Source organism: Empedobacter stercoris (assembly GCF_020281205.1).
GTDB classification, from domain to species: Bacteria; Bacteroidota; Bacteroidia; order Flavobacteriales; family Weeksellaceae; genus Empedobacter; species Empedobacter stercoris.
In genome coordinates, this window is record NZ_JACXZC010000015.1 from 41,862 (window position 1) to 67,798 (window position 25,937).

At 33.0% G+C, this 25,937-nt stretch carries 25 protein-coding genes; 11 read left to right on the top strand and 14 right to left on the bottom strand.

Going from position 1 to position 25,937, the window contains the following annotated elements; all coding sequences use genetic code 11:
* Positions 1-36: 36 nt before the first annotated feature.
* Positions 37-489 (bottom strand): SsrA-binding protein SmpB, encoded by a 453-nt coding sequence (smpB, locus tag IF125_RS08510; protein ID WP_171621839.1) that lies wholly within the window; start codon positions 487-489, stop codon positions 37-39.
* A 66-nt stretch (positions 490-555) separates the two neighbouring features.
* Here smpB and IF125_RS08515 point away from each other — a divergent pair, with 66 nt between their 5' ends.
* Complete coding sequence (locus IF125_RS08515) at positions 556-2,178, top strand: ABC-F family ATP-binding cassette domain-containing protein (RefSeq protein ID WP_188319217.1); 1,623 nt, start codon at positions 556-558, stop codon at positions 2,176-2,178.
* 248 nt (positions 2,179-2,426) lie between these two features.
* Here the strand turns inward: IF125_RS08515 and gyrB are convergent, their stop codons facing one another.
* The 3 genes from gyrB to IF125_RS08530 all read right to left on the bottom strand — a co-directional run bounded on the left by gyrB (position 2,427) and on the right by IF125_RS08530 (position 5,643).
* Entirely contained in the window at positions 2,427-4,370 is a 1,944-nt protein-coding gene (gene gyrB, locus IF125_RS08520; RefSeq protein ID WP_171621837.1) for a DNA topoisomerase (ATP-hydrolyzing) subunit B, read from the bottom strand.
* Between the two features lie 193 nt (positions 4,371-4,563).
* Entirely contained in the window at positions 4,564-5,193 is a 630-nt protein-coding gene (rsmG, locus tag IF125_RS08525; RefSeq protein ID WP_171621836.1) for a 16S rRNA (guanine(527)-N(7))-methyltransferase RsmG, read from the bottom strand.
* Positions 5,194-5,196: 3 nt separating this feature from the next.
* The gene (locus IF125_RS08530; RefSeq protein WP_225542191.1) at positions 5,197-5,643 is read right to left on the bottom strand and encodes a GAF domain-containing protein; all 447 of its coding nucleotides are present in this window, start codon (positions 5,641-5,643) and stop codon (positions 5,197-5,199) included.
* Positions 5,644-5,741: 98 nt separating this feature from the next.
* Between IF125_RS08530 and xrtF the strand changes: the two genes are divergently transcribed.
* Together xrtF and IF125_RS08540 are read left to right on the top strand one after the other, a co-directional pair.
* Entirely contained in the window at positions 5,742-6,284 is a 543-nt protein-coding gene (gene xrtF, locus IF125_RS08535) for an exosortase family protein XrtF (RefSeq protein WP_225539730.1), read from the top strand.
* The gene (locus IF125_RS08540) at positions 6,274-6,720 is read left to right on the top strand and encodes an exosortase F system-associated membrane protein (RefSeq protein ID WP_225542192.1); all 447 of its coding nucleotides are present in this window, start codon (positions 6,274-6,276) and stop codon (positions 6,718-6,720) included. Before xrtF ends, IF125_RS08540 begins: the two co-directional genes overlap by 11 nt.
* Before the next feature lie 33 nt (positions 6,721-6,753).
* Here IF125_RS08540 and IF125_RS08545 read toward each other — a convergent pair whose 3' ends face one another.
* On the bottom strand, positions 6,754-7,071 hold the full coding sequence (locus tag IF125_RS08545; protein ID WP_171621832.1) for a hypothetical protein: 318 nt from the start codon (positions 7,069-7,071) through the stop codon (positions 6,754-6,756).
* 15 nt (positions 7,072-7,086) lie between these two features.
* Positions 7,087-7,836 (bottom strand): 23S rRNA (guanosine(2251)-2'-O)-methyltransferase RlmB, encoded by a 750-nt coding sequence (gene rlmB, locus IF125_RS08550; RefSeq protein ID WP_171621831.1) that lies wholly within the window; start codon positions 7,834-7,836, stop codon positions 7,087-7,089.
* A 337-nt stretch (positions 7,837-8,173) separates the two neighbouring features.
* On the opposite strand from rlmB, the gene IF125_RS08555 reads away from it, so the two are divergent.
* The 3 genes from IF125_RS08555 (at position 8,174) to IF125_RS08565 (ending at position 12,151) form a co-directional block, all read left to right on the top strand.
* On the top strand, positions 8,174-8,968 hold the full coding sequence (locus tag IF125_RS08555; RefSeq protein ID WP_225542193.1) for a thymidylate synthase: 795 nt from the start codon (positions 8,174-8,176) through the stop codon (positions 8,966-8,968).
* An 88-nt stretch (positions 8,969-9,056) separates the two neighbouring features.
* Positions 9,057-11,591 carry a M1 family metallopeptidase gene (locus tag IF125_RS08560; RefSeq protein WP_225542194.1) on the top strand — a complete coding sequence of 845 codons (2,535 nt, stop codon included), beginning with the start codon at positions 9,057-9,059 and terminating at the stop codon, positions 11,589-11,591.
* 68 nt (positions 11,592-11,659) lie between these two features.
* The gene (locus tag IF125_RS08565) at positions 11,660-12,151 is read left to right on the top strand and encodes a dihydrofolate reductase (protein ID WP_188319220.1); all 492 of its coding nucleotides are present in this window, start codon (positions 11,660-11,662) and stop codon (positions 12,149-12,151) included.
* Positions 12,152-12,222: 71 nt separating this feature from the next.
* Here IF125_RS08565 and IF125_RS08570 read toward each other — a convergent pair whose 3' ends face one another.
* The 6 genes from IF125_RS08570 to IF125_RS08595 form a co-directional block, all read right to left on the bottom strand.
* A complete protein-coding gene (locus tag IF125_RS08570) occupies positions 12,223-13,557 on the bottom strand; it encodes an MFS transporter (protein WP_188319221.1) in 1,335 nt (444 codons plus the stop codon).
* Between the two features lie 18 nt (positions 13,558-13,575).
* Entirely contained in the window at positions 13,576-14,208 is a 633-nt protein-coding gene (locus tag IF125_RS08575; protein ID WP_225539727.1) for a bifunctional nuclease family protein, read from the bottom strand.
* Between the two features lie 109 nt (positions 14,209-14,317).
* Entirely contained in the window at positions 14,318-15,274 is a 957-nt protein-coding gene (locus IF125_RS08580; protein ID WP_171621825.1) for an electron transfer flavoprotein subunit alpha/FixB family protein, read from the bottom strand.
* A 26-nt stretch (positions 15,275-15,300) separates the two neighbouring features.
* On the bottom strand, positions 15,301-16,047 hold the full coding sequence (locus tag IF125_RS08585) for an electron transfer flavoprotein subunit beta/FixA family protein (RefSeq protein WP_171621824.1): 747 nt from the start codon (positions 16,045-16,047) through the stop codon (positions 15,301-15,303).
* Positions 16,048-16,115: 68 nt separating this feature from the next.
* Positions 16,116-16,949, bottom strand: a complete 834-nt coding sequence (tatC, locus tag IF125_RS08590; protein ID WP_171621823.1) for a twin-arginine translocase subunit TatC — start codon at positions 16,947-16,949, stop codon at positions 16,116-16,118.
* A gap of 4 nt (positions 16,950-16,953) precedes the next feature.
* Positions 16,954-17,919, bottom strand: coding sequence for a KpsF/GutQ family sugar-phosphate isomerase (locus IF125_RS08595; protein ID WP_171621822.1), 966 nt, complete (start codon positions 17,917-17,919; stop codon positions 16,954-16,956).
* Positions 17,920-18,083: 164 nt separating this feature from the next.
* On the opposite strand from IF125_RS08595, the gene recQ reads away from it, so the two are divergent.
* The 5 genes from recQ to IF125_RS08620 all read left to right on the top strand — a co-directional run bounded on the left by recQ (position 18,084) and on the right by IF125_RS08620 (position 23,925).
* Complete coding sequence (gene recQ / locus IF125_RS08600; RefSeq protein WP_225542195.1) at positions 18,084-20,285, top strand: DNA helicase RecQ; 2,202 nt, start codon at positions 18,084-18,086, stop codon at positions 20,283-20,285.
* Positions 20,286-20,351: 66 nt separating this feature from the next.
* Positions 20,352-21,887, top strand: a complete 1,536-nt coding sequence (gene gpmI, locus IF125_RS08605) for a 2,3-bisphosphoglycerate-independent phosphoglycerate mutase (protein ID WP_225542196.1) — start codon at positions 20,352-20,354, stop codon at positions 21,885-21,887.
* 25 nt (positions 21,888-21,912) lie between these two features.
* Positions 21,913-22,335, top strand: a complete 423-nt coding sequence (locus IF125_RS08610; protein ID WP_225542197.1) for a BT0820 family HAD-type phosphatase — start codon at positions 21,913-21,915, stop codon at positions 22,333-22,335.
* Positions 22,332-23,141, top strand: coding sequence for a type I methionyl aminopeptidase (gene map / locus IF125_RS08615; protein WP_225542198.1), 810 nt, complete (start codon positions 22,332-22,334; stop codon positions 23,139-23,141). Before IF125_RS08610 ends, map begins: the two co-directional genes overlap by 4 nt.
* A gap of 34 nt (positions 23,142-23,175) precedes the next feature.
* Positions 23,176-23,925, top strand: a complete 750-nt coding sequence (locus tag IF125_RS08620; RefSeq protein ID WP_221411924.1) for a class I SAM-dependent methyltransferase — start codon at positions 23,176-23,178, stop codon at positions 23,923-23,925.
* 61 nt (positions 23,926-23,986) lie between these two features.
* On the opposite strand, the gene IF125_RS08625 is transcribed toward IF125_RS08620, so the two are convergent.
* Positions 23,987-24,721, bottom strand: a complete 735-nt coding sequence (locus tag IF125_RS08625; protein WP_171621817.1) for a GLPGLI family protein — start codon at positions 24,719-24,721, stop codon at positions 23,987-23,989.
* Between the two features lie 18 nt (positions 24,722-24,739).
* A complete protein-coding gene (locus tag IF125_RS08630; protein WP_225542199.1) occupies positions 24,740-25,774 on the bottom strand; it encodes a hypothetical protein in 1,035 nt (344 codons plus the stop codon).
* Positions 25,775-25,937: the final 163 nt, after the last annotated feature.

Sequence of the window (25,937 nt, forward strand, 5' to 3'; positions counted from 1 at the left end):
AATTTTATATAAATTCTATACAATTATAAGACAAATTTAAGAATTCTTTATCATTCTATCCAAATCTCTTTTCAAATCTTTTCCTTTTATTGTATTTCTTTTATCAAAAAGTTTCTTCCCTTTTGCTAAATAAATCTTCAATTTTGCCAACCCTTTGTTGTTTATATACAGCGTTGTTGCTACAATTGTCAAACCTGTTTCTTTAGTTTTACGTTCTAATTTTCGCAATTCAGATTTTTGCAATAAAAGTTTTCTGTCTCTTCTTGTCTTATGATTAAAGTATGTTCCCCAATCATATTCATCTATAAACATGTTAATGATATAGAGTTCACCATCCTTCATTTGACAAAAACTTTCTGTAATAGAAGCTTTTCCCATTCGGATAGATTTTATTTCAGTCCCAAATAATTGGATGCCGGCATCGTATGAATCTAATAGTTCATATTCAAACCTTGCACGTTTATTCTTTATCGTAACTTCTTTTTGCACTTTATTTTATTCCAATTAAAATTTGTAACTTTGCCGGAAGGTCAAACAAACATCATACCAAAAATTATGTTAAATGTTTCTAATTTATCGCTTCAATTCGGAAAGCGTGTTCTTTTCGACGAAGTTAATATAAAATTTACAAATGGCAACTGTTACGGGATAATTGGTGCCAATGGAGCAGGAAAATCAACTTTTTTAAAAATATTATCTGGTGAAATCGATCCTACTTCTGGACAAGTTAGTTTAGAAAAAGGGAAGCGTATGTCTGTCTTAGAGCAGAATCACTTTAAATACGACGAGTACACAGTATTGGATACTGTTTTACGTGGAAATAAAGTATTATACGATATTAAAGAACGTATGGATGCTTTATATGCAAAAGAAGATTTCTCTGAAGAAGATGGTATCAAAGCAGGAGAATTAGGCGTTGTCTATGAAGAAATGAATGGATGGAATGCTGAATCTGATGCAGCTACATTATTATCTAATGTAGGAATTGATTCTGATATGCATTATACTTTAATGGGAGATTTAGATAATAAAGCGAAAGTTCGTATTTTGATTGCGCAAGCTTTATTTGGAAATCCAGACGTGTTAATCTTAGATGAGCCTACCAACGAATTGGACGTTAATACAATTCAATGGTTAGAGGATTTCTTAGGTAATTTCGAGAATACAGTAATTGTAGTATCACACGACCGTCACTTCTTAGACGCGGTTTGTACACATATCTGTGATTTAGATTTCTCTAAATTAAATCTTTATTCTGGTAACTATACATTCTGGTACGAATCTTCTCAATTAGCGGCAAAACAACGTGCTCAACAAAACAAAAAAGCAGAGGAAAAGAAAAAGGAATTACAAGATTTCATTGCTCGTTTCTCTTCTAACGTTGCTAAAGCAAAACAAACAACTTCTCGTAAGAAAATGATCGAGAAATTAAATATTGAAGACATCAAACCATCTTCTCGTCGATACCCTGCAATTATTTGGGAACAATCACGCGAAGCTGGAGATCAAATCTTAGAAGTGAACGATTTATCTGCGTCTGTAGATGGAGAAGTTTTATTTAAAGATGCAAACATCAACCTGAAAAAAGGTGATAAAATTGGTGTTTTCTCTCGTAATTCGAAAGCTGTTTCTCAATTCTTCGAAATTCTATCAGGTAAAGTTCAACCAGATTCTGGTGATTTCTCTTGGGGTATTACAACAACACAAGCGTATTTACCATTAGATAATACAGATTTCTTCAAAGAAGATATCAACTTGGTTGATTGGTTACGTCAATATACTGATTCTGATGAAGAACGTCACGAAGAATTTATGCGTGGTTTCTTAGGTAAAATGTTATTCTCTGGAGACGAAGCATTGAAAAAATCTTCTGTTTTATCTGGAGGTGAAAAAATGCGTTGTATGTTCTCTCGCATGATGTTATTACGTGCAAACGTATTATTATTAGACGAACCAACAGGTCACTTAGACTTAGAATCGATTACAGCATTAAATAATTCTTTGGTTAATTTCAAAGGAACAATTTTAATGGGCTCTCATGACCACGAATTGATTCAAACAACATGTAATCGTATTATCGAGTTGACGCCAAACGGAATCATCGATCGTTATATGACATATGATGAATTCTTAGACGATCCTAAGGTAAAAGAATTAAAAGCAAAATATTACGCTTAAGATTTCTTACACAATATTTCTCAAATCCAGAAGGTTCTACTTTCTGGATTTTTTTATTCTTATTCAATTGATTTTACAATTTATAATTCAATAGAACAACCTTTTCAGTACCTATTATTTATTCATAGATAATATGAACTATACAATTCCTTGCTATACATTCATTAAATTTTCTAAATAAATTATTAACAAAAAAAATCCAGCCTTAAAAAAAGCTGGATTTATTTTTTGTATTATTTTAAAACTGATTAAACATCAATTTTTGCGTAGTGTGCATTTTTCTCGATAAACTCACGACGAGGTGGTACATCATCACCCATCAACATAGAGAATACACGATCTGCTTCTGTCGCATTATCAATTGTTACTTTACGTAACGTTCTATGTTCTGGATTAAGAGTCGTTTCCCATAATTGCTCGGCGTTCATTTCCCCAAGACCTTTGTATCGTTGAATCGTTACACCTTTTCCTGAACCATCTGTAGAGAATTCAGCCGTTAAACGTTCACGATCTTTTTCGTCCCAAGCATATTCTGCTTTAGCTCCTTTTTTAATTAAATATAAAGGTGGTGTTGCAATATAAATATGTCCGTTTTCAATTAATTCTTTCATGTAACGGAAGAAGAAAGTCAAAATTAATGTCGCGATGTGAGAACCGTCGACATCGGCATCGGTCATAATTACTACTTTATGGTAACGTAGTTTTGCAATATTAAGTGCTTTCGAATCTTCTTCAGTTCCGATTGTTACCCCTAAAGCTGTATAAATATTTTTGATTTCTTCGTTATCTAAAACTTTATGCGCCATCGCTTTTTCAACATTTAAGATCTTACCACGTAATGGTAAAATTGCTTGAAAATGACGATCACGTCCTTGTTTTGCCGTTCCTCCGGCAGAATCACCCTCGACTAAGAATAATTCCGATTCTTCTGGTTTACGAGAAGAACAGTCTGCTAACTTCCCTGGTAATCCGCTTCCTCCCATAGGATTCTTACGTTGTACCATTTCACGAGCTTTCTTAGCTGCTTGACGCGCTTTTGCTGCTAAAATTACTTTATCAACAATTATTTTCGCTTCAGCTGGATTTTCTTCTAAGAAATTTGTTAACATTTCTGCAACGATTTTATCAACCGCAGGAGAAACTTCAGAGTTTCCTAATTTCGTTTTAGTTTGACCTTCGAACTGAGGTTCCATAACTTTCACCGAAATTACAGCTGTTAATCCTTCACGGAAATCATCACCTACAATCTCAACTTTTTCTTTTGCAAGATTAAAGTTTTCTTCAGCGTATTTTTTCAGCGTACGCGTCAATGCACGGCGGAAACCAGACAAGTGCGTTCCTCCTTCGTGTGTATTAATATTATTTACATACGAATGTACATTTTCGTTATATGACGTATTGTATCGCATTGCAACCTCAACAGGAATTCCATCACGCTCACCTTCCATAAAGATGACTTTATCCATGATAGATTCTCTGTTTCCATCAACAAATTCAACAAATTCTTTTAATCCTTCTTCTGAATGAAAAGTTTCTGAGAAAGGATTTCCTTCTTCATCTTTTTGACGTTCGTCAACTAATACAATATTAATTCCTTTATTCAAGAAAGCTAACTCACGTAAACGATTTGCTAAAGTAGCATAGTTATACTCTCTAATCTCTTGGAAAATTGTATCATCTGGAGTAAAAGTAACAGTCGTACCGCTTTTATCAGTTGTTCCGACTTCTTTTACATCATACAAAGGCTTACCTTTCGAATATTCTTGAATATATTGTTTCCCGTTCTTAAAAACTTCTGCCGATAAATGGTTAGAAAGTGCATTAACACACGAAACTCCAACACCGTGCAAACCTCCAGAAACTTTATATGTATCTTTATCAAACTTACCTCCTGCACCAATCTTTGTCATTACAACTTCTAATGCAGATTTTCCTTCTTTTTTATGTAAGTCGACTGGAATACCACGTCCGTTATCTTCGACACGAATCGAGTTTCCCTCTAAAATTGTTACCTTGATTGTATCACAGTATCCTGCTAAAGCTTCATCAATAGAGTTATCAACAACCTCGTAAACTAAGTGGTGTAATCCTCTAACTCCGACGTCACCAATGTACATCGATGGACGAAGACGTACGTGCTCCATTCCTTCTAACGCTTGGATATTATCCGCCGTATATGTGTTATTACTCATAATATGTCTCTAACTTTTTAAAACAAACAAATATAGTGAATTTTGACGAAAAAACCTCTTAAAAAGAACTTAAAGTATTGGATAAAATAACGATTTTATGCACTTTTTTCTTAAAATCTAATAATTGAACTCATAAAAAAAACCGAAATCATTTTTAATCTGATTTCGGTTAATTATTTATTAAATACTTAAATTAAATATCTTTCTTTTCTAAGTAAACTACTTTTTTTGTTTCGAAAAACTCTTCTTCAAAAAAGTTTTGAATATCAAACAGTACAGCATTTGGAAAATCTGCTAATTCTTCTGTTAAATCGCCTCCTTTTAAATATAACAAGCCATTTGGAAAAGGATTAATCGCTTCTTTCTTGAATTTACCACGAATCCATTCTGCAAATCTTGGCATTGCTGTAACCGCACGTGAAACTACAAAATCGTACTTTTCTGTTAATTCTTCGGCGCGTTTTTGTTCTGCTTTTACATTCGTTAATCCTAAACCCTTTGCTACTCCTTGTACCACTTTGATTTTTTTACCAATCGAATCGACTAAATGAAAATTAACATTAGGAAATAATATAGCCAACGGAATCCCCGGTAAACCTCCTCCTGTTCCTACATCCAACACATCAGAACCATCTGCAAATTCCATCACTTTGGCAATTGCTAAAGAATGTAGAATATGATTGGTGTAAATTGCGTCGATATCCTTGCGAGAAACCACGTTTATTTGATCATTCCATTCTTTGTACAAATCTCCCACTTTTGAAAATTGCTCGATTTGCTTTTCTGTCAAATCTGGAAAATAGTTTAAAATAAGTTCTACCATCGATTAAATAATTTCTGAAACACGATTACAAACATAATCTAACAACTTGATATCTTCTTCCGTAAAAGGATCTATTGTATGCGAATCGATATCAATTTGCCCAATATTTACACCATTTTTGAAGATTGGGATTACTATTTCGGCTTTTGTTTCGATAGAACATGCCAAATAATTATCTTGTGCATATACATCTGGAACAACAAATGTTTGATTCGATTCAGCTACTTGACCACAAATTCCTTTTCCGTAAGGTATAATTGTATGATCCGTTGCTGCACCAACATAAGGCCCAAGTTTCAACTCGTTCTTATCTCCATTTCTGAAGTAAAACCCAACCCAATTGTAATAGTCTACTTCATCACTCAACAATTGACAAATCTTTTGTAACTTATCTTCTGTCGAAATTGCGCTATCAAAAATGACATCTACGCGTTTATGTAAATTTTGCATTTATTTAAAAATCTTGTGAAGCAAATTTATTGATTAATCATTACTTAATCAAAAGATGATGATTTTCATTTATATTTGTTTGAAATTATTTAACCTTAATGAAAGAATTTAAACCATTGTTGTTATTCCTTGCACGATTTTTAGGAACCTACATTATTCTAAGCATTGCGTACAAGTTATATTTGGATCAATATTTACCACACAATATACCAGATCCATTTACAAAATTCACTTCAGATATCACCGCTTTTTTCTTAAATAAGTTTGGTTTCTTTTCTTTCTCAAACATCGCAGAAAATCAACCTTGGATGCGCTTGATTGTTGATGGACAAGTCGCCTCAATTGTTAATGAAGGGTGCAATGCAATTTCAATTTTGATTATTTTCGTCTCATTTATCGTTGCTTTTTATACCAATTTAAAACAAACAATTTTATTTATTTTAGCTGGATTAGTCATATTATTTGTGATGAATATTTCGAGAATTATGTTACTCAACTATATATTTAGATACCACAACGAATACGGAAAAATGGCGCATGACTATTTATTTCCTGCTATAATTTATGGATCTATTGTTGTTCTTTGGATTGTTTGGATTAAATTTTTCGTTACAAAATACAATAAACAACATGCCAAATAAATACTTACGCTACGGAATTGCAGCTTTATTGGTTTTTGGATTAGTATTGGTCAGAAAATTTGAAGATACGTTGTTTTACGATCCTTTTATTCAATACTTTCATCTTGTTGGACATTCTAAGTTTCCTGATTTGGATATGGCTCAAATAAATGCAAGTCTTATGTTTCGTTACCTTATTAATACGTTATTAACAGTATTAATTGTTTGGTTTATTTTCTGGAAAAAGAATTATGTTAAATTCTCTATCATTATTATGATTATTGGATTAATCGTTCTTTTACCAATTTACAATTACCTTATTTCAACACAATTTTCTTCAGGTGAAATGGTTTTCTTTTACGTCAGACGATTTCTCATTCAACCCTTGTTTTTATTGATTTTGATTCCTTGTTTTTATTACCAAGAAATACAACATAAAAAAGCGGTCGAAAATTAATTTTCGACCGCTTTTTTATGTTGTAAATTAGAATTATAGTAATCCCGATTCTTCTTTTTCGCGTTGAGCATCCAATTTAGCTTGCTCTTTTGCCGCTTCTTCTTGCGCTTTTTGTTCTGCAACTTTACGTTTTTCTTCCTCTGCGATTTTAGCATTTGCTTTATTCACAGATTTATATTTGTACAACCATCCCAAAAAACCTCCAAGAATAAATCCAATTCCAGCACCTCCTGTTATTCCAACTAGAAATTCTTTGTCCGAAAATAATCTCGAAACATCCAAATTTGTAAAGTAGTACATTGCCGCACTCAATGCGATCAATAAAATTCCGATAAGTGTAGAATAGCTCATAAATTATATTTTTCGTTAAAATAAATCTTGTAACATTCTTTGACGAACAGCTTCGTATAAGATTGCACCAGCCGCAACAGAAACATTCAATGATGCTGTTTGTCCAGCCATAGGCAATTTAACAATTTTATCTGAAATTTTCAAAATAGAATCCGAGACTCCATCTTCTTCACTTCCCATTACAACTGCTGCTGGAACGGCAAAATCTGCATCATAAATGTATTCTGCGGATTTTTCTGAAGCACTAAAAATAGTTATTCCTGATGATTGTAAATACTTGATTATATTAACTAAATTTCCTTCTTTACAAACAGGAATATTATATAACGCTCCTGTCGAAGTTTTAACTGCATCTGCATTTACAGAAGCTGAACCTTTTGTTGGAATAATTATCGCATCTACACCAACACATTCCGCTGTACGAGCGATAGCTCCAAAATTACGAACATCAGAAACGCGGTCTAAAATTAAAATAAATGGTGTTTTTCCTTTTTCCCAAATTTGAGGCAATACATTTTCAATTGAATCGAATTCGATTGGAGAAACAAACGCATAAACGCCTTGATGGTTTTTTCCTGTAAAACGATTTAGTTTTTCTACAGGCACATAACTTACAGGAATTTCGTACTCAGTCACCAATTTTCTCAATTCTGAAAAAATCTCTCCTTGTAAACCTTTTTGAATAAAAATTTTATCGATTGTTTTACCTGCTTCAATCGCTTCTATTACTGGTCTTAAACCAAAAATTCCTGCTTCGTTTTTCATAACTGCAAAGATAAAAAAATTATACGTAACTATTTACCTATCCTTCTCCTCAATTGTTGTAAATAATTTGGAAAGCTCATATACAACATACATCCAATGATAACAAGTGAAATCATTGACATTAAATTTAGCTTGATGTGAATGATTTTTGATACAAAAACGACAACCAAAACAACGTTGAATAACGTTTGAAAATAAAAATGTTGCGCAATTTTTCGTCCAAAATCTGATTTGCTATACGAAGCAAAAAACATAAAAATCACTAAAATCGATAAGATCAAGCTAAACTTCATTCTAAAAAAAATTCTTAAATTTGAAAGGTTAAATATAATGAGAAATGCAACAGTATCAAGATTTATGTAAAAAGGTTTTAGCAGAAGGTTCTTTCAAAGAAGATAGAACAGGAACAGGAACGAAAAGTATTTTTGGTTACCAAATGCGCTTCGATTTATCGAAAGGATTTCCTTTGGTGACGACAAAAAAATTACATTTAAAATCGATTATCTACGAATTGTTGTGGTTCTTGAAAGGTGATACAAATATCAAATATTTAACAGATAATGGCGTAAGAATTTGGAACGAATGGGCAGACGAAAATGGAGATTTAGGTCCTGTTTATGGACATCAGTGGCGTTCTTGGGGAAAAGAAAACGGAGAAGTTGTCGATCAAATAAAAGTTGCGATTGATCAAATAAAAAACAATCCAGATTCGCGCCGAATTATAGTTTCTGCTTGGAATGTTGGTGAATTAGACCAAATGGCTTTGGCACCTTGTCATGCCTTTTTCCAGTTTTATGTAAATGACGATAAATTATCTTTGCAATTGTATCAGCGTAGTGCAGATATTTTCTTAGGTGTACCATTTAATATTGCATCTTATGCTTTATTACAGATGATGGTAGCGCAGGTTTGTGATTTAGAAGTAGGCGATTTTGTTCACACATTTGGAGATGCGCATATTTATAAAAATCATTTCGAACAAGTTGAATTACAATTAACTCGTGAACCTTATCCATTACCAACAATGAAAATAAATCCGAATGTAAAAAACATTTTTGATTTTGAATACGAAGATTTCGAATTAGAAAATTATCAAGCACACCCACATATCAAAGGGATTGTAGCTGTATAATCATAAAATATACTTAAAGTCTCCTATTTGGAGGCTTTTTTTGTAACTTTTTGAGAAATTTATCAACCAATAAAAATAAAATTTTACGATGAAAAAACGAATCCTTTGGCTTACATCAGCCTTTATTATATCAAGTCTTACTCATGCTCAAGTCATGACTCCACCACCGAGCTACAACGAAAAACAAACGAATCAAATCGATATTTACCGTGCAGAAGCAGAACGTATCAATAACCTTGTTCATACAAAATTAGATTTGAAATTTGATTATGCGAAAGAACACGTTTTGGGTGAAGCTTGGGTTACGTTAAAACCACATTTCTATTCAACTTCTAAGGTTACTTTGGATGCAAAAGCAATGTTGATTCACGAAGTTGCTTTGGTAAATGGTGCAACAAAGAAAAAATTAAATTACAAATACGACGATTTACAATTAGTCATCGATTTAGACAAAGAATACAAAAAAGATCAAGAATACACTCTTTACATCAACTATACAGCGCGACCAAATGAAGTAAAACAAGAAGGAAGTGCAGCTATAAATGATGCAAAAGGAGTTTATTTTATCAATGCTAAGGGAGATCGTGCAAACTATCCAACTCAGATTTGGACACAAGGCGAAACTGAATCTTCTTCTTGTTGGTTCCCAACAATTGACAAAACAAATCAAAAAACTTCGCAAGAAATTACCTTAACATATCCTGATAAATACGTTTCATTATCAAACGGAACGATGAAATCTTCGAAGAAAAATACAGACGGAACAAAAACTGATTATTGGAAATTTGATAAAAAACATGCGCCTTATTTATTCTTTTTCGGAATTGGAGATTATGCAGTAATCAACGATAAATGGAAAAATATCAATGTTGATTATTATGTAGAGCCTGAATATAAAGATGTTGCGAAGCAAATTTTTGGAAATACGCCAGAAATGATCCAGTTCTTTTCTGATAAACTAAACTATCCTTATCCTTGGGACAAATATGCACAAATGACCGCTCGCGAGTACGTTTCTGGAGCAATGGAAAATACAACTGCATCGTTGTTTCATGATGGTGTTCAACAAAAAGCGGGGCAATTAATCGACGAAAACACGGCTGAATATGTAATTGCCCACGAATTATTTCACCATTGGTTTGGTGATTTAGTAACGGCTGAAAGTTGGGGAAATCTAACTGTTAATGAATCGTTTGCAAACTATTCAGAATATTTGTGGTTTGAACATAAATACGGGAAAGAGAAAGCAGATGAACATCGCTACAACGAAATGTTTGGCTACAAACAAGGCGATGGACCAACAAAAAAATTGGTTCGAATTCACTACAATTCGCGCGAAGATATGTTTGATGGTGTTTCGTACAATAAAGGAGGGTTAATCTTACATATGTTACGAAATTTCTTAGGTGATGACGCTTTCTTCAATGGATTGAATAAATACCTAAAAGACAATGAATACGGAAAAGCAGAGGCTGTACAATTACGCTTAGCTTTAGAAGAAGTTTCAGGACGTGATTTGAATTGGTTTTTTAATCAATGGTATTTCGAAAATGGACATCCAAAATTGACGTTTGTATCAGATTATTCTTCAGTAAATAAAAAGGTAAAAGTGGTTGTTCGTCAAGATACTTCGAAATTGTTTGAATTTCCGTTCGCAATTGACATCGTTGAAAATGGAAAAACAACTCGTCAACAAGTTTGGGTTCCGAAAAAAGCCGAAACTGTGTTTGAATTTGATGTAAATCAAAAGCCTGAAGTTGTTATTCCAAATGCTGATCAAGTTTTATTAGCAGATATCGACGATAAAAAACCTGTTGAAGATTTTATTACGCAATACAAAGCTGGAAAAGGAAATTACACAACGCGTTTATTAGCGATTGAAGCAATGGCAAATGCACAAGCAACTAATCCAAAAGCGGCTGATGCGTTGATTAATGCATTAGACGATTCATTTGATGGGTTACGAATTTATGCCATTCAGAGATTAGATACAAAATCGAAAACAATCATAGATAAAGCCACTTCGAAATTAAAACAATTGGCTTCCAACGATCCAAAAACATTGGTACAATCTGCTGCGTTAAATGCGTTAAATGACGCATCGATATATGAAGCAGCACTTTTTGAAAAAGCTTCTAAAAGTCCATCGTTCAGTGTACAAGGTGCTGCATTAACAGGAATATTAAAAAATAATCCTTCAAAAATTAATGAAATAACAACAAATCTTGAAAACGAAGTGATCAAAAATTCACCTGATTTAGCAATGGCTTTAGTTCCGACTTGGATAAAAAATAATCAATTTGATAAAGCAGTTTTAATTTCAGAATCTGCTGCGATGTATGAATTCGTAAAATTCCAAGATATAGAAAAAGGAAAAGTTGCAGAACAAGCTTTTAATTGGATTATGAATAATGACACACCCGATGCAACTGCTGAAATTGCAAAAACGTATGCTCGTTACTATCCGTATTTGAAAGAGCAAAATCCACAAGCTGGACAAGCGATAAAGATGATGGCAGAAAAAGCACTTCAAATTAAAACGAACACTGCTAAAACAATGAAATCGGCATCTATTGTAAAACAAGTAGAACAATTACAAGAAGCAATAAATAAAATGAAATAATTCTTTAAAATTATTATATTTGTTAAGCTATCCTCGCAAAAGGATAGCTTTTTTTTACCTTAAAGCTTATGATAAACATTGTAGTAGCAAAAGCAAGTAACAACGTTATTGGCGCAAAAAATAATTTGATTTGGCATTTACCTAATGACTTGAAACATTTCAAAAATTTAACAACTGGACACCCTATCATTATGGGAAGAAAAACGTTTGAATCACTTGGACGTCCTTTACCTAATCGCACCAATATTGTCGTCACAAGAGATTTAAATTGGAATGCAGATGGAATTGTAAAAGTGAACTCTTTAACAAATGCCTTAGAAGAAGCTCGAAAGTTAAATGATGAGATTGATATAATTGGCGGTGGAAACATCTACAAACAAGCGATGGAATTTACAGATGTTTTATATGTAACAGAGGTTCATTATGAATTTGATGGTGACACTTATTTTCCAGAAATTGATTTGGATGAATGGGAAGAAGTAAAACGAGAAGATTTTAAGAAAGACGAAAAACACCCTTATGCTTATTCGTTTGTGACGTATAATAGAATTGAAAAATAATAAACTCTTATCCATAAAAAAAAGCAAGAATTAACATTCTTGCTTTTTTATTTTATTTCTTAAGTTACAACTTAGTGTTTAACTTCTTCTAATTCGTTTGGATTGTGTTTGTACTTGAACACAATTGCAAATAAAATTGTTACAACTAAAGCATATCCAGCAAAAATAAACCAAGAATGCCTCCATCCTTCTAATTGCAAATTCAGATCTGTTTGGCTGTATACATAATGATTGACAATATACTGTGCAATCAACATACCTATTGTTGCCCCAAATCCATTTGTCATCATCATAAAAACTCCTTGTGCCGAGGAACGAATCTCTTCATCTGTTTCCTTGTCAACATATAATGAACCTGAAACATTAAAGAAATCGAAAGCGATTCCATAAACAATCATAGATAGAATAAACATCCAAACACCTGGTCCTGGATCACCTAATCCAAATAATCCAAAACGTAACACCCAGCCTACCATTGCCATTAACATAACGATTTTAATTCCGAAACGTTTTAATACGAATGGAATTAACAGAATACACAACGTTTCAGAAACCTGAGACAAGGAAATTAATGCATTAGCATTACTTGCTCCCCATGTATTAGCATACTCTGGAATATCCTTAAAAGTTGTAATAAACGGATTTGCATATCCATTGGTAATTTGCAATGAAACCCCTAACAACATTGAAAAAATAAAGAAAATTGCCATCTTTCTATCTTTGAATAATGCAAAGGCCTTCAAGCCAAATGCATCTGAAAGTGATTGTTTTTCTGAACTTTTGTTTATAGGACAGTTTGGCAATAAAAAGCTAAATAGAAACAATACAACTCCTAAAACTCCTGAAACAAAGAATTGAAAATAATTGGATTGAAAACTAACGAATGTAGGATCATTTGAAAAATTAAACCCAAAAACACCGTCTTTAAATCCAGAAAAATTAACAAATAACATCGCTACAATAAACCCAATTGTACCAAACGTTCTGATTGGTGGAAAAGCTTTGATTGTGTCTAAATTATTTTGTTTTAAAATTGTATAAGCTGTAGAGTTAGAAAGGGCGATTGTTGGCATAAAAAACGCCACACTAACTGAATAAAGTGTAAATATCGTCGTAAAATCTACATTGTTTCCAGCTGTCATTCCATAATAACCTGCTGCAAACATAAAAATAGCAGCTAATAAATGATTTAATCCCAACAAACGTTGTACAGGAATCCACCTATCCGCTACAATACCCATAATGGCGGGCATAAAAATTGATACAATACCTTGCATCGCGTAAAAAAGACCAATTTTTGGACCTAAGCCAACTGATCCTAAGTAATTTCCCATCGAAGTAAGGTATGCTCCCCATACCGCAAACTCAAGGAAACTCATGATTGTAAGTCTAAGCTTTACAGACATAATTATTTGAAATAGTTATTAGTTTTCCATGTTATCTATCTGATCACGAAGGCGAGCTGCCAATTCGTAATCTTCATTTTTCACAGCTTTTTCCATCTCAGCTTCAAGCTCAGATTTTGTCCAACCTTCATATTCGTTGATATCAGACAAATCACTTTCCAAACCTGCTAAGATATCTAAATCATCTTCGAAGTTATTTGCTGCGCGACGTATATTTTCTTCTTCTTCAATAACGTCCAAATGAATTCCAGCTTTTTCTACAACATTTTCGTAGGCATAAATAGGTGCATTGAAGCGAACTGCTAATGCAATTGCATCAGATGTTCTCGAATCAATTTCAGCACGACCTCCCTCTTCATTCAAAAAAACAATATTCGAATAAAAAACGCCATCTTCTAATTTATAAATATAAATTGAATCAACATTCAAACGAAATTCTTTTCCTAACGAGACAAACAAATCGTGTGTTAATGGACGAGGTGGATTAATATCTTTCTCTAAAGCTAATGCGATCGACTGTGCCTCGAAGCTCCCAATAATAATCGGCAACTTTCTTCCTCCTACACTTTCCTCTAAAATCAAAGCATACGCTCCGGTTTGAGTTTGACTGTAAGAAATTCCCTTAATATTTAATCTAATTAAATTGTCCATTTGGGCGTAAATCTATGAAAAACTGACGAATATTTAATATTTTTTTAATAGATAAAAAAAATCCGAATCACCTAAATGATTCGGATTGAATTTATAATCTTTAAAATGATTAAGCTTGACCTTTGTATTTTTTTAACTCTTCTGTTAATTTAGGTACAATCTCAAAAGCGTCACCTACGATTCCGTAATCGGCAGCTTTAAAGAAAGGTGCTTCTGGATCATTGTTAATGACAACAATCGTTTTAGACCCGTTTACTCCAGCTAAGTGCTGAATTGCACCTGAAATACCAACTGCGATGTATAGATTTGGTGCAATTGCTTTACCTGTTTGTCCTACGTGTTCTTCGTGAGGTCTCCAGCCGATATCTGCAACTGGTTTAGAAGAAGCTGTAGCCGCTCCTAAAACTTTTGCTAAATCTTCGATCATTCCCCAGTTTTCTGGACCTTTCATTCCACGGCCAGCAGAAACTACGATATCCGCTTCTTTCAAATCAATTTTATCAGAAGAAGCCATTTCTGTTGAAACAACTTTTACTTTTACATCTGCATCAGAAACTGCAACTGTAGCTGACTCTTCTGAACCAGAAACTGCATTTTCTTTAGCTCCAAAAGCATTTTGCAAAACTGTTACAACTACTTTTCCTGAAACTGCAACTGTTTCGATTCCTTTACCAGAAAATGCTTTGCGTGCAACTGTAAAAGGAGAAACTGCAGTAGGTGCTTTTTCTACGTTAGTTACTAAGGACGCTCCTGTTTTGAATGCTAGAACTGGCGCTACCGTTGCTCCTTCATTTGTTGATGGTAATACCACAACATCTCCTTGAGCAACTTCAGCCAAAGCTTTTGCGTAAGAATTTGCATCAAATTTTGCTAAAGCTGCATTATCAACTTTAACTACTTTAGATGCTCCATATTGATATAATTCGTCAGCAGCAGCATTTCCGAAAACGATTGCTGTTACAGTATCTCCTGCAACGTCTGCAGTAGCTTTAGCATAAGAAACTGCTTCTAATCCTGCTTTTTTATATTTTCCGTCGTGTGACTCAGCGTATACAAAAATTGCCATTTTTTAATTTCTTTTTAGGTGAATAATTAGATTACTTTAGCTTCTTCGTGTAATAATCTTACCAATTCTGCTACGTTGTCTTTGTCAATTAATGTTACATTACCTCTTTCAGCAGGTTTTACATAACCAACAACCTCAACTTTTGTTTCTGTCGCTTCTGCAGCAACAACATTGATTTGTTTTGTACGAGCTTGCATAATTCCACGCATGTTAGGAATACGTAAAGCTGATTCTTCTACCAAACCTTTTTGCCCTGCGATTACAGCTGGTAAAGCAACTTCTACAGTTTCTTTTCCGCCGTCAATTTCACGAACTGCTTTTGCAGAAGAACCTTCTACATCAAGACCGATACATCCGTTTACAAAACCGTAATCTAACATTGCTGCAACTAATCCTGGTACAGAACCTCCGTTGTAATCAATTGATTCTTTTCCTGTCAATACCAAATCGAAACCACCGTCTTTAGCAGCTTTTGCAATTTGTGTAGCAACGAAGAAATCATCGCGTGCATCAGCATCAATTCGAATTCCATCATTCGCACCAATAGCTAAGGCTTTACGCATAACTGGATCTACTGTTGCATCACCTACCGTTAAAATTGTAACAGTAGCACCTTGTTTTTCTTGTAATTCTACTGCTTTATTTAAACTAAATTCATCATGCGGGTTAATAACGAACTGAACCCCATTTTTATCAAATGATTTTCCGTCAGCTGTGAAGTTGATTTTTGCTGTAGTATCTGGTACACTACTAATACAAACTAATATCTTCATAATTTTGTGTTTACTTTTTCTTTTATGTAAAAATAACTAATTTATTTTATTATGCAAGCATAACATTGTTAATTCTTTACTAAGTCGTTACTTTTTCCTTTCAATTGAGTTTTATAAACTGATTGTGAAATTATTATACTCAATTCGTACAATAACCAAAGTGGTATTGTAACTAAAACCATACTATATACATCATTTGGTGTAATTACTGCTGCAATCACTAATACCACGATAAAAGCATGTTTACGATACTCTTTTAAGAATGTTGGAGTTAAAATTCCAATACTCGTTAAGAAGTACACAAAAATTGGCATTAAAAACATGACTCCCATCGATAATAATAATTGAACAAATAAATCAATATAACTTGGCAAAGTCCACGTGTTTCCTACACCAAAAGGGTCATATGTAAATAAAAATTGTGTACATAAAGGCAATAATAAATAATAACTAAACAATACACCTAATACAAAGAAAAAAGAAACAGCAAAGATGGTAAATCCAGCATATTTGCGTTCTGATTCCTTTAAGGCTGGTTTTACAAATCGCCATATTTCGAAAATAATATAGGGAATAGCAATAATAATTCCGCAAACTATAATAGCAAAAAATTGAGAGGTAATTTGCCCTGAAGGGTTAAGATTGGTCAAATCTTTTGAGATATCGAATGACTCTGTATAGATTTTTCCAAAACCTGTTAATTCTCCAAATTGATTAAAAATGTCAAACGTCCGAAAATTTGATTTCAGCGGAGCCATAATTACATGCTCAACCAACTCGTCCCAATAAAGTGCAACAGCAATTGACGTGATAATAATCGATAATATTGAACGAACCAAATGTCCTCTTAACTCACCCACATGAGCCAAAAAAGACATATTCGATGTTGAATTATTTGCCATACGCTTATTCGATTCCTTCGTTTAAAATTGAGTGAATATCCAAAATGCCATAATAGTGATTTTCTTCATCCACTACGACCAATTGACCAATACTATTGTGACGAAGAATTGCTAAAGCCTCGCGTGCTTTTTCAGTTTTTTGAATTGTTTTCGGATGCATTGAAGCGATATCTTTCGCTTTTAAATGTGTAAATGACTCATTATTCAATAACATTCGGCGCAAATCTCCATCTGTAATAACTCCCACAATTTTATCTTCATCCAAAATCACAGTGATTCCATGACGCCCCGAAGTCAATGAATTGATCACTTCTGAAATTGAAGATTCTGGCCCTACAAAAGGTTTTCTTTCTGGATCAACAATATTTTCCACCGTCCACAAAAGTCGTTTTCCTAAGGCTCCTCCAGGATGATATTTTGCAAAATCATTTTGTGTAAATGCTCTCATTTTCATCAAAGCAACAGCCAAAGCATCTCCCATTAGTAATTGTGCTGTAGTAGAAGTTGTCGGCGCCAAATTAACTGGACAAGCCTCTTTTTTGATATTCACATCCAAAACAATGTCAGAATTTTTAGCTAATTCTGACTTCAAGTTTGAAGTCAATCCAATCAAAACAGCAGCATACTGTTTAAGTATCGGAGCTAAATACGTAATCTCTGGTGTATTTCCACTTTTCGAAATACAAATCACAACATCTTCTGGTCGTACAAGACCTAAATCGCCATGAATAGCTTCTGTCGCATGTAAAAATTGACTTGGAGTTCCAGTAGAATTTAGTGTTGCTACAATTTTATTTGCAATATGCGCACTCTTTCCCACTCCTACAACTACCAATTTTCCTTTCGTGTTATATATCGCATTTACCGCATCAACAAAAGACTCGCTAATACGAGAAGCTATCGCTTCTAACTCAAGAATTTCTTCTCTAAAAACTTCCTGAGCAATTTGTATTATTTCTGAATTTTTCACAATAAAATTTCTATTGTCTATTTTTAAAATTTGTCGTACTTTTACTCTCCTTTTTTATTTACACTCAATTATATATAAAACATATCAAAATTTTGTGTATATTTAAGAGTTATCAAATATAGGAACTATTTAATTTATAATATTAATTTTAGTCTTTTGTGTAGATGGAAGCCACTTCGAAAAACTTAACATCTTACCTAAAAAAATATTTTGGTTTCGACCAATTTAAAGGACAGCAGCACGAAATCATTACAAGCTTACTAAATAAAGAAGATGTATTTGTTTTGATGCCAACTGGCGGAGGTAAGTCTTTATGTTATCAACTACCGGCATTAATGTCAGATGGAGTCGCGATTATTGTTTCACCTTTAATCGCCTTAATGAAGAATCAAGTAGACGCAATACGAGGAATTTCTGAAAATGATGGAATTGCGCACGTATTAAACTCTTCTTTGAATAAGTCAGAAACAAAAACTGTGATGACGGATATCAAAAATGGAGTAACAAAAATGTTGTATGTTGCACCCGAATCTTTGACAAAAGAAGAATACATCGATTTCTTTAAATCGGTTCAAATTTCTTTTTTTGCTATTGATGAAGCGCACTGTATTTCTGAATGGGGACACGATTTTCGACCAGAATATCGTAACCTAAAATCAATTATCAATAGAATTGGTGATGCGCCAATTATTGCGTTGACTGCTACAGCAACACCTAAAGTACAAGAAGATATTCAGAAAACTTTGGGAATGCAAAGCGCAAAAGTATTTAAAGATTCTTTTAATCGTACGAATTTATTTTACGAGATCCGTCCAAAAGTTGATCAGGACAAACAAATTATCAAATTTATCAAACAAAACGATGGTAAATCTGGTGTCATTTATTGTTTAAGTCGTAAAAAGGTTGAAGAAATTACTCAACTTTTACAAGTAAACGGGATCAATGCAATTCCTTACCACGCTGGTTTGGATGCAAAAACACGTAGCAAACACCAAGATATGTTCTTGATGGAAGATGCAAGTGTTGTTGTTGCAACAATTGCATTTGGAATGGGAATCGATAAACCTGACGTACGTTTTGTGATGCATTATGATATGCCAAAATCGTTAGAAAGTTATTATCAAGAAACTGGTCGTGCTGGTCGCGATGGCGGTGAAGGTATATGTATTGCTTTCTACGATTATAAAGATATCGAAAAACTGGAGAAATTCTTAGCGAGCAAACCTGTTGCTGAACGAGAAGTTGGAATGCAGTTACTTTCTGAAGTGGTTGCCTATGCCGAAACTTCGATGTCTCGTCGTAAATTTTTGTTGCATTATTTTGGTGAAAATTTTGACGACAAAAATGGTGAAGGCGCAAATATGGACGACAACATGCGCAATCCGAAGAAAATGACAGAAGCAAAAGAAGATGCAATAATCGCATTAGATGTTGTTCAGAAAACGAATCAAAAGTTAAAACTTAATGATATCGTTAATGTTATTGTTGGAAAAGAAACTTCAATTACAAAATCGTATAATTTAAGTTCTGAAAAATTCTTCGGAATTGGAAAAGAAAAAGAAGATTATTATTGGAAATCTATCTTACGTCAATTAATTGTTCGTAATTTATTAGAGAAAGAAATCGAATCTTATGGTGTTTTAAAAATAACCAAAGACGGAAAAGATTTCATCAATAAGCCAACTTCGTTTGAAATTGCTGAGGATATTGATTTCAAAAAATTATTATCAGAAGGTAGCTTCGATAAAGAAGAAACGTCTACTGCTCCAATTGCCTTTGATGATGTTTTATTGAAACAATTAAAAGATTTACGTAAAAAAATCTCTAAAAAACATCAAATTCCTCCTTTTGCAGTATTTCAAGATTCGAGTTTAGATGACATGACGATGCAATATCCAACAACGGTTAAGGAATTAACAAATGTGTATGGAGTTGGAGAAGGAAAAGCTCAAAAATTCGGAAAAGATTTTGTTGATTTTATTGCACAATATGTAAAAGACAATGACATTATTCGTCCAGAAGACATGGTGATTAAACAAGTAGCTGACAAATCAAGCCACAAAGTTTACATTATACAGTCAACTGATAGAAAATTGAATTTGGAAGATGTTGCTGAAGCAAAAAACATGTCGATGAGCGATTTACTCTCTGAAATGGAAAGTATTGTTTATCAAGGAACAAAATTAAATATCAATTATTATATTGACGAAGTATTGGACGAAGACCAACAAGAAGAAATCTATGATTTCTTGATGGATGCAGATTCGGATTCAATGACTTCATTGTTAGATGAGTTTGGTGACGATTATGATGAAGAGGAATTACGTTTAATGCGTATCAAATTTATCAGTGAAGTTGCAAATTAATCCTCATTAAAAATAAACTTTTCAGCCCAATGATTGTTATCTTTGGGCTGAATTATTACAAAACAAATGAACAACAAAGCAATATTAATGATTTTAGACGGTTGGGGAATTGGACCAAACCCTGCTGTTTCTGCAATCGCTCAAGCGAATACACCTTTTATAGATAGCTGTTTCGAAAAATTTCCTCATTCTACTTTAGACACCTTTGGTTTAGCTGTTGGTTTACCAGAAGGTCAAATGGGAAATTCGGAAGTTGGACACATGAATTTAGGTGCTGGACGCGTCGTCTTTCAGAACTTAGTTCGTATCAATATGGCAGTTGAAAATGGTACATTACAAAATGAACCTATCTTAAAAGATGCTTTTCAATATGCTTTAGACCATAACAAGAAAGTTCATTTCATCGGATTAGTTTCTGATGGTGGTGTACATTCGCATATCAATCATTTGAAAGGCTTATTAGATGCAGCCAATCAATCTGGTTTAAATCAAAATGTATTTGTTCATGCTTTCACAGATGGTCGCGATACTGATCCTAAATCTGGCGAAGGATTTATCACAGAATTGATGAATCACATGACAAAATCAACAGGAGAAATCGCTTCAATTACAGGTCGATATTATGCGATGGACCGTGATAAACGTTGGGAACGTGTAAAATTAGCCTACGATGCAATGGTAAATGCGGTTGGTACACCAACAACAAATCCATTAGAAGCCATTCGTACATCATATACTAATGAGGTGACTGATGAATTCATCAAACCAATTATTATTACAGATGATACAGGACAACCAAAAGCTAAAATAGCAAATGATGATGTGGTGATCTGTTTTAATTTTAGAACTGATCGTGGTCGTGAAATCACAGAAGTTTTAACACAGCACGATTTTCCTGAATTTGAGATGCATAAATTAAATCTAAAATACATTACACTAACTGAATATGATGCAACATATAATGGAGTGGATGTTATTTTTGATGAAAAAAACATTGTAAACACCTTAGGTGAAGTAATTGCAAACGCTGGTCGTAAACAAATTCGCATCGCTGAAACTGAAAAGTATCCACATGTTACATTTTTCTTTAATGGTGGACGAGAAGAACCTTTTGTAAGCGAATCTCGCATATTATGTGCTTCACCAAGAGATGTTGCAACTTACGATTTGAAACCAGAAATGGCGGCTTATGATATTACAAATGCAATTGTACCAGAAATAGAAAAAGAATCAGCAGATTTCATTTGTCTTAACTTCGCTAATACAGATATGGTTGGACATACAGGTGTTATGTCAGCTGCAATAAAAGCGGCTGAAGTGGTCGATACTTGTGCAGAAAAAATCATAAATACAGCGTTGCAACATGGTTATAATGTAGTTATTCTAGCAGATCATGGGAATTCAGATTTTATGATGAATGAAGATGGATCGCCAAATACACAACACACCACAAACCCAGTACCATTTATTTTAGCTCAAAATAATATCGAATGGAATGTTGAACATGGTAAATTGGGTGATATTGCACCTACTATTTTAACATTGATGGGAATTGAAATCCCAACAGAAATGACAGGACATATTATAATTCATAAAAAATAACCTACATAACTTTAAACTTACAAACATGATTAATAAAATTATTGCAGTTGACTTTGACGGAACTATTGTCGATGATAAATATCCAGAAATTGGTAAAGCAAAAATCTTTGCTTTCGAAACATTGAAACAATTACAAAACGATGGCTATAGACTTACCTTATGGACATATCGTAGTGGAAAAGCCTTAGACGAAGCAGTAGAGTTCTGTAAAAAAAATGGAATTGAGTTTTATGCAATTAACAATAGTTTTGACGGAGAAGATTTTGATAAAAATACACAAAGTAGAAAAATAAATGCCGATATCTTTATCGACGACAGAAATTTAGGTGGTTTCCCTGGTTGGAGTGACGTTTATCAAATCATTACAAAAAAGATTGAATTAAATGTTCATGCCAATGGACAAGAAGCGCCTAAGAAGAAAAAGAAAAAAGGATTTTTCGGATTATGATACATTTAAAAAGTAAAGAAGAATTAGAACTAATGTACCTAAGCGCTCAATTGGTTTCAAAAACCTTGGGTATGTTAGCCAAAGAAGTAGTGCCTGGTGTCACAACCAATCATTTAGATAAATTAGGAGGCGAATTTATTCGCGACAATGGCGGATATCCAGCATTTTTAGGAATGTACGATTTCCCTAAAAACCTTTGTATCTCACCTAATCAACAAGTTGTTCACGGAATTCCAAACGATAAACCTTTACACGAAGGTGATATTGTATCTGTAGATTGTGGAGTTTATATGAACGATTTTTACGGAGATCATGCTTATACATTTGCGGTTGGAGAAATTGATGCTGAAACAGAAAAATTACTTCGTGTTACAAAAGAATCTATGTTCAAAGGTATTGAACAAATGAAAAAAGGTAATCGCGTAGGTGATATTGGTTTTGCCATTCAACAACATTGTGAAAAAGAAGGTTACGGTGTCGTGCGTGAATTGGTAGGACATGGATTAGGTCGCAAAATGCACGAAGAACCTCAGGTTCCTAATTATGGACGTCGCGGATCAGGTAAAAAAATAGAAGAAGGTTTAGTATTAGCAATCGAACCAATGGTAAATATGGGAACTGAAAAAGTTTTCTTTCACCCAGATGGTTGGACAGTTACTACACGCGATGACAAATATTCGGCTCACTTTGAGCACGATGTCTGTGTAGTAGATGGCGAACCAAAATTATTGTCAACTTATCAGTTTATTTACGATGCTTTAGGTATCAAATCTGACGAAGAAAAACCATTTTTATTCAAACCTTAAGAAAACTTTTGTGAAAAAGCTTTTAAAAAAAATCATGAATATTCTACCTCGTCCTTTACTGATTCAAGGTAGTTATATTATTCGTCCAGTTTTGGTTTGGTTCATGAAAGGAAATCGTTTCGTAGACCCAATAGATGGACAAGGTTATTACAGTTTGTTGCCTTATGGTTACGAAAAACAACGCGATAACGTGCTTTCTCCAGGAACTTTTTCGTTAGAAAGACATCGTTTGATGTGGTTATACCTCAAAAATGAAACTTCTTTTTTTACAGAAAAAGCAAAAGTTTTGCACATCGCACCAGAACAATCTTTTATCAAGCGTTTTCGTTCAATGAAAAACCTTGAGTACATTACAAGTGATATCGAGTCGCCTTTAGCCGATGTAAAAGCTGATATTTGCGATTTACCTTTTGGAGATGATACATTCGATATTGTTTTTTGTAATCACGTATTAGAACATATTCCTGATGATCACAAAGCCATGAGTGAATTATTTCGTGTGATGAAACCTGGTGGTTGGGGAATTTTTCAAGTTCCTATTTCGTATCAACGCGATGTGACTTATGAAGATCCAACGGTAACATCGAAAGAAGAACGAAAAGAAAAATTTGGACAATATGACCACGTTCGTGTCTATGGTTTAGATTATTACAAACGCTTAGAAGATGTAGGGTTTATCGTCGAGAAAGTTGATTATACCAAACAAATTCCGTCAGAAGATGTTCAAAAATACTGTTTAGAAAAAGGAGAAATTTTACCAGTTGTTCGCAAACCAATGGTATAATTCAAAAAAATAGTCAAAACTAAAGCGTTACCTTTTATGGGTAACGCTTTTATTTTGGAAACTATTTTTCTACACCCTCATTTGATGATTTTCTTATCGAGTTTAAATCATCTTGCATTTCTTGAAAGGTTAAGATTTTACCTTTTGTTGGTAAAGTGATATCAAGTTTTTTAGTCAAAATTTCCAATTGATTAATTTTAAAAATCGTTTTGAAATATGGTGTAATAATTTCAGTTTGCAGAATCAAACCTGGCAAATTCGCAAAATTATACGGACCATCTTTGTACTTTATTTCTGGCGAATACCAAGCTATAAATGTATTTCCTTCCTTATCTTCTCCAATCGCTTTCACGACATTATAACCATTAATCACCGCTTTTTCTTTCGTTAATTGCCAATTAAAATCAGGTATATTTTCTTTAACCAAATACGTTTTGACGTTAATATCAAATTGTTTATAATATTCATTTTTTGAAAAATCTTTGTACAATGGATTTTTTTCAGAATCCAAAATCTCTTGCACAACCATATCCGATTCATCTTGTGCATTATTTATTTTCGTATCAGCTTTGAAAATAGATAACACATTGTTACTTTCTAAAATAAAATCTACAAAAATACCTCGGTCAATTGCAGACTTGAAAGCGGCTTGTAAATTTTTGGGAAACATATCTTTGGATTGTTCGTAATCAAAAATAAATTCGGCTTTATACGTCGCTCTAATACTTTCTTTTTCTGATTGAGCCAAAAGATTTACTCCTAAAAACAATGTAATTCCTACAATTATATTTTTCATTTTATTGTGATTTTTTTATTATTTAAAGCTTCTACGGATATCCATTTTTTCATTCACCGATTTATTGAATTCTGGAAATGGTTTTAAACTATAATCATTTACAATTATATTAAAACTCATGTCTAAATCTATTTTTATATCATCTTTTTCGTACGTAGTATTCCAAATTGCAGACGTTTCCTTTAATACCCAATTTCCGTTGTGTGGTCGATATCTATAAACAACTTTCGCTTCTCTTAAAAATTCATTACCTGAATATTTTGTTTCGGGAATATTTGTTTCCCAATAAAACTCTACAACAGCAAAGGATTCTTTATCGATCAGAAGAAATAAATCTCTTGACTTTGTTTTTATTGTAACTTCATAAATAAAACGATCTCCGTATTTTGTTAATGATAAATTAGCCTCTTCATATTTCTTCTCTTTTAATAAGCCTAAAAATTGCTTAATATATTTTTCTTTCAAATAAATACTTTCTAAATAATAAATCAAACGAATATTTGAATTTGGCTCTCTTCCGCTTTTTATTTCGTTATTTACATTTCCTTTCGATTTGATTTTCAAATCTCCACGCTTAAATTTAAATTGTAAATCTGCATCAATAAAATCTCTATCATTTTTATTGTACCATAAATCTTGTTGAAAGTTGACTAAAAAATAATATTCATCAACCTTAAAGTTCTTGTCATAATTATCGTAAACTTTTTGTAAAATATCCTCAGCTTTCAGATTTGTAACAAAAGCTTCTTTCAGCTCAACTTCGGAAACTTTTTCGAGTTTGATGATCATTTCTGGTTTCAATTCTGAAACCTTAATTATCGCATCTTGATAATCTTTTTTCGAAACGATTAATTCATCATTTTGCGTAACATTACTTAAATCAACAACAGCTTTTCCTTCTTGATCCGAAACAAAATTCTTTGTCGAGTTTTTGAAATATACATCTGCATCATCAAGCGGAAAATTACTCGAAAAGTCTGTAATTTTTATATTTACGATTTGAGCATTTACACATATCGCAAATAATGTAAAAAGTAGTATAAGTCTCTTCATATAGTATAAAATCAATAATGAATTAAAGATATATTTTAATCTCGTTAAGATTTTGTTAATCAGAATATTTTACAAATATTTTAACAAAAAAAGAAGCCGTCTCAATATTAAAATTTGAGGCGGTTTTTTTTATTTGAATTAATTTCCAATAAAATTTCATCAT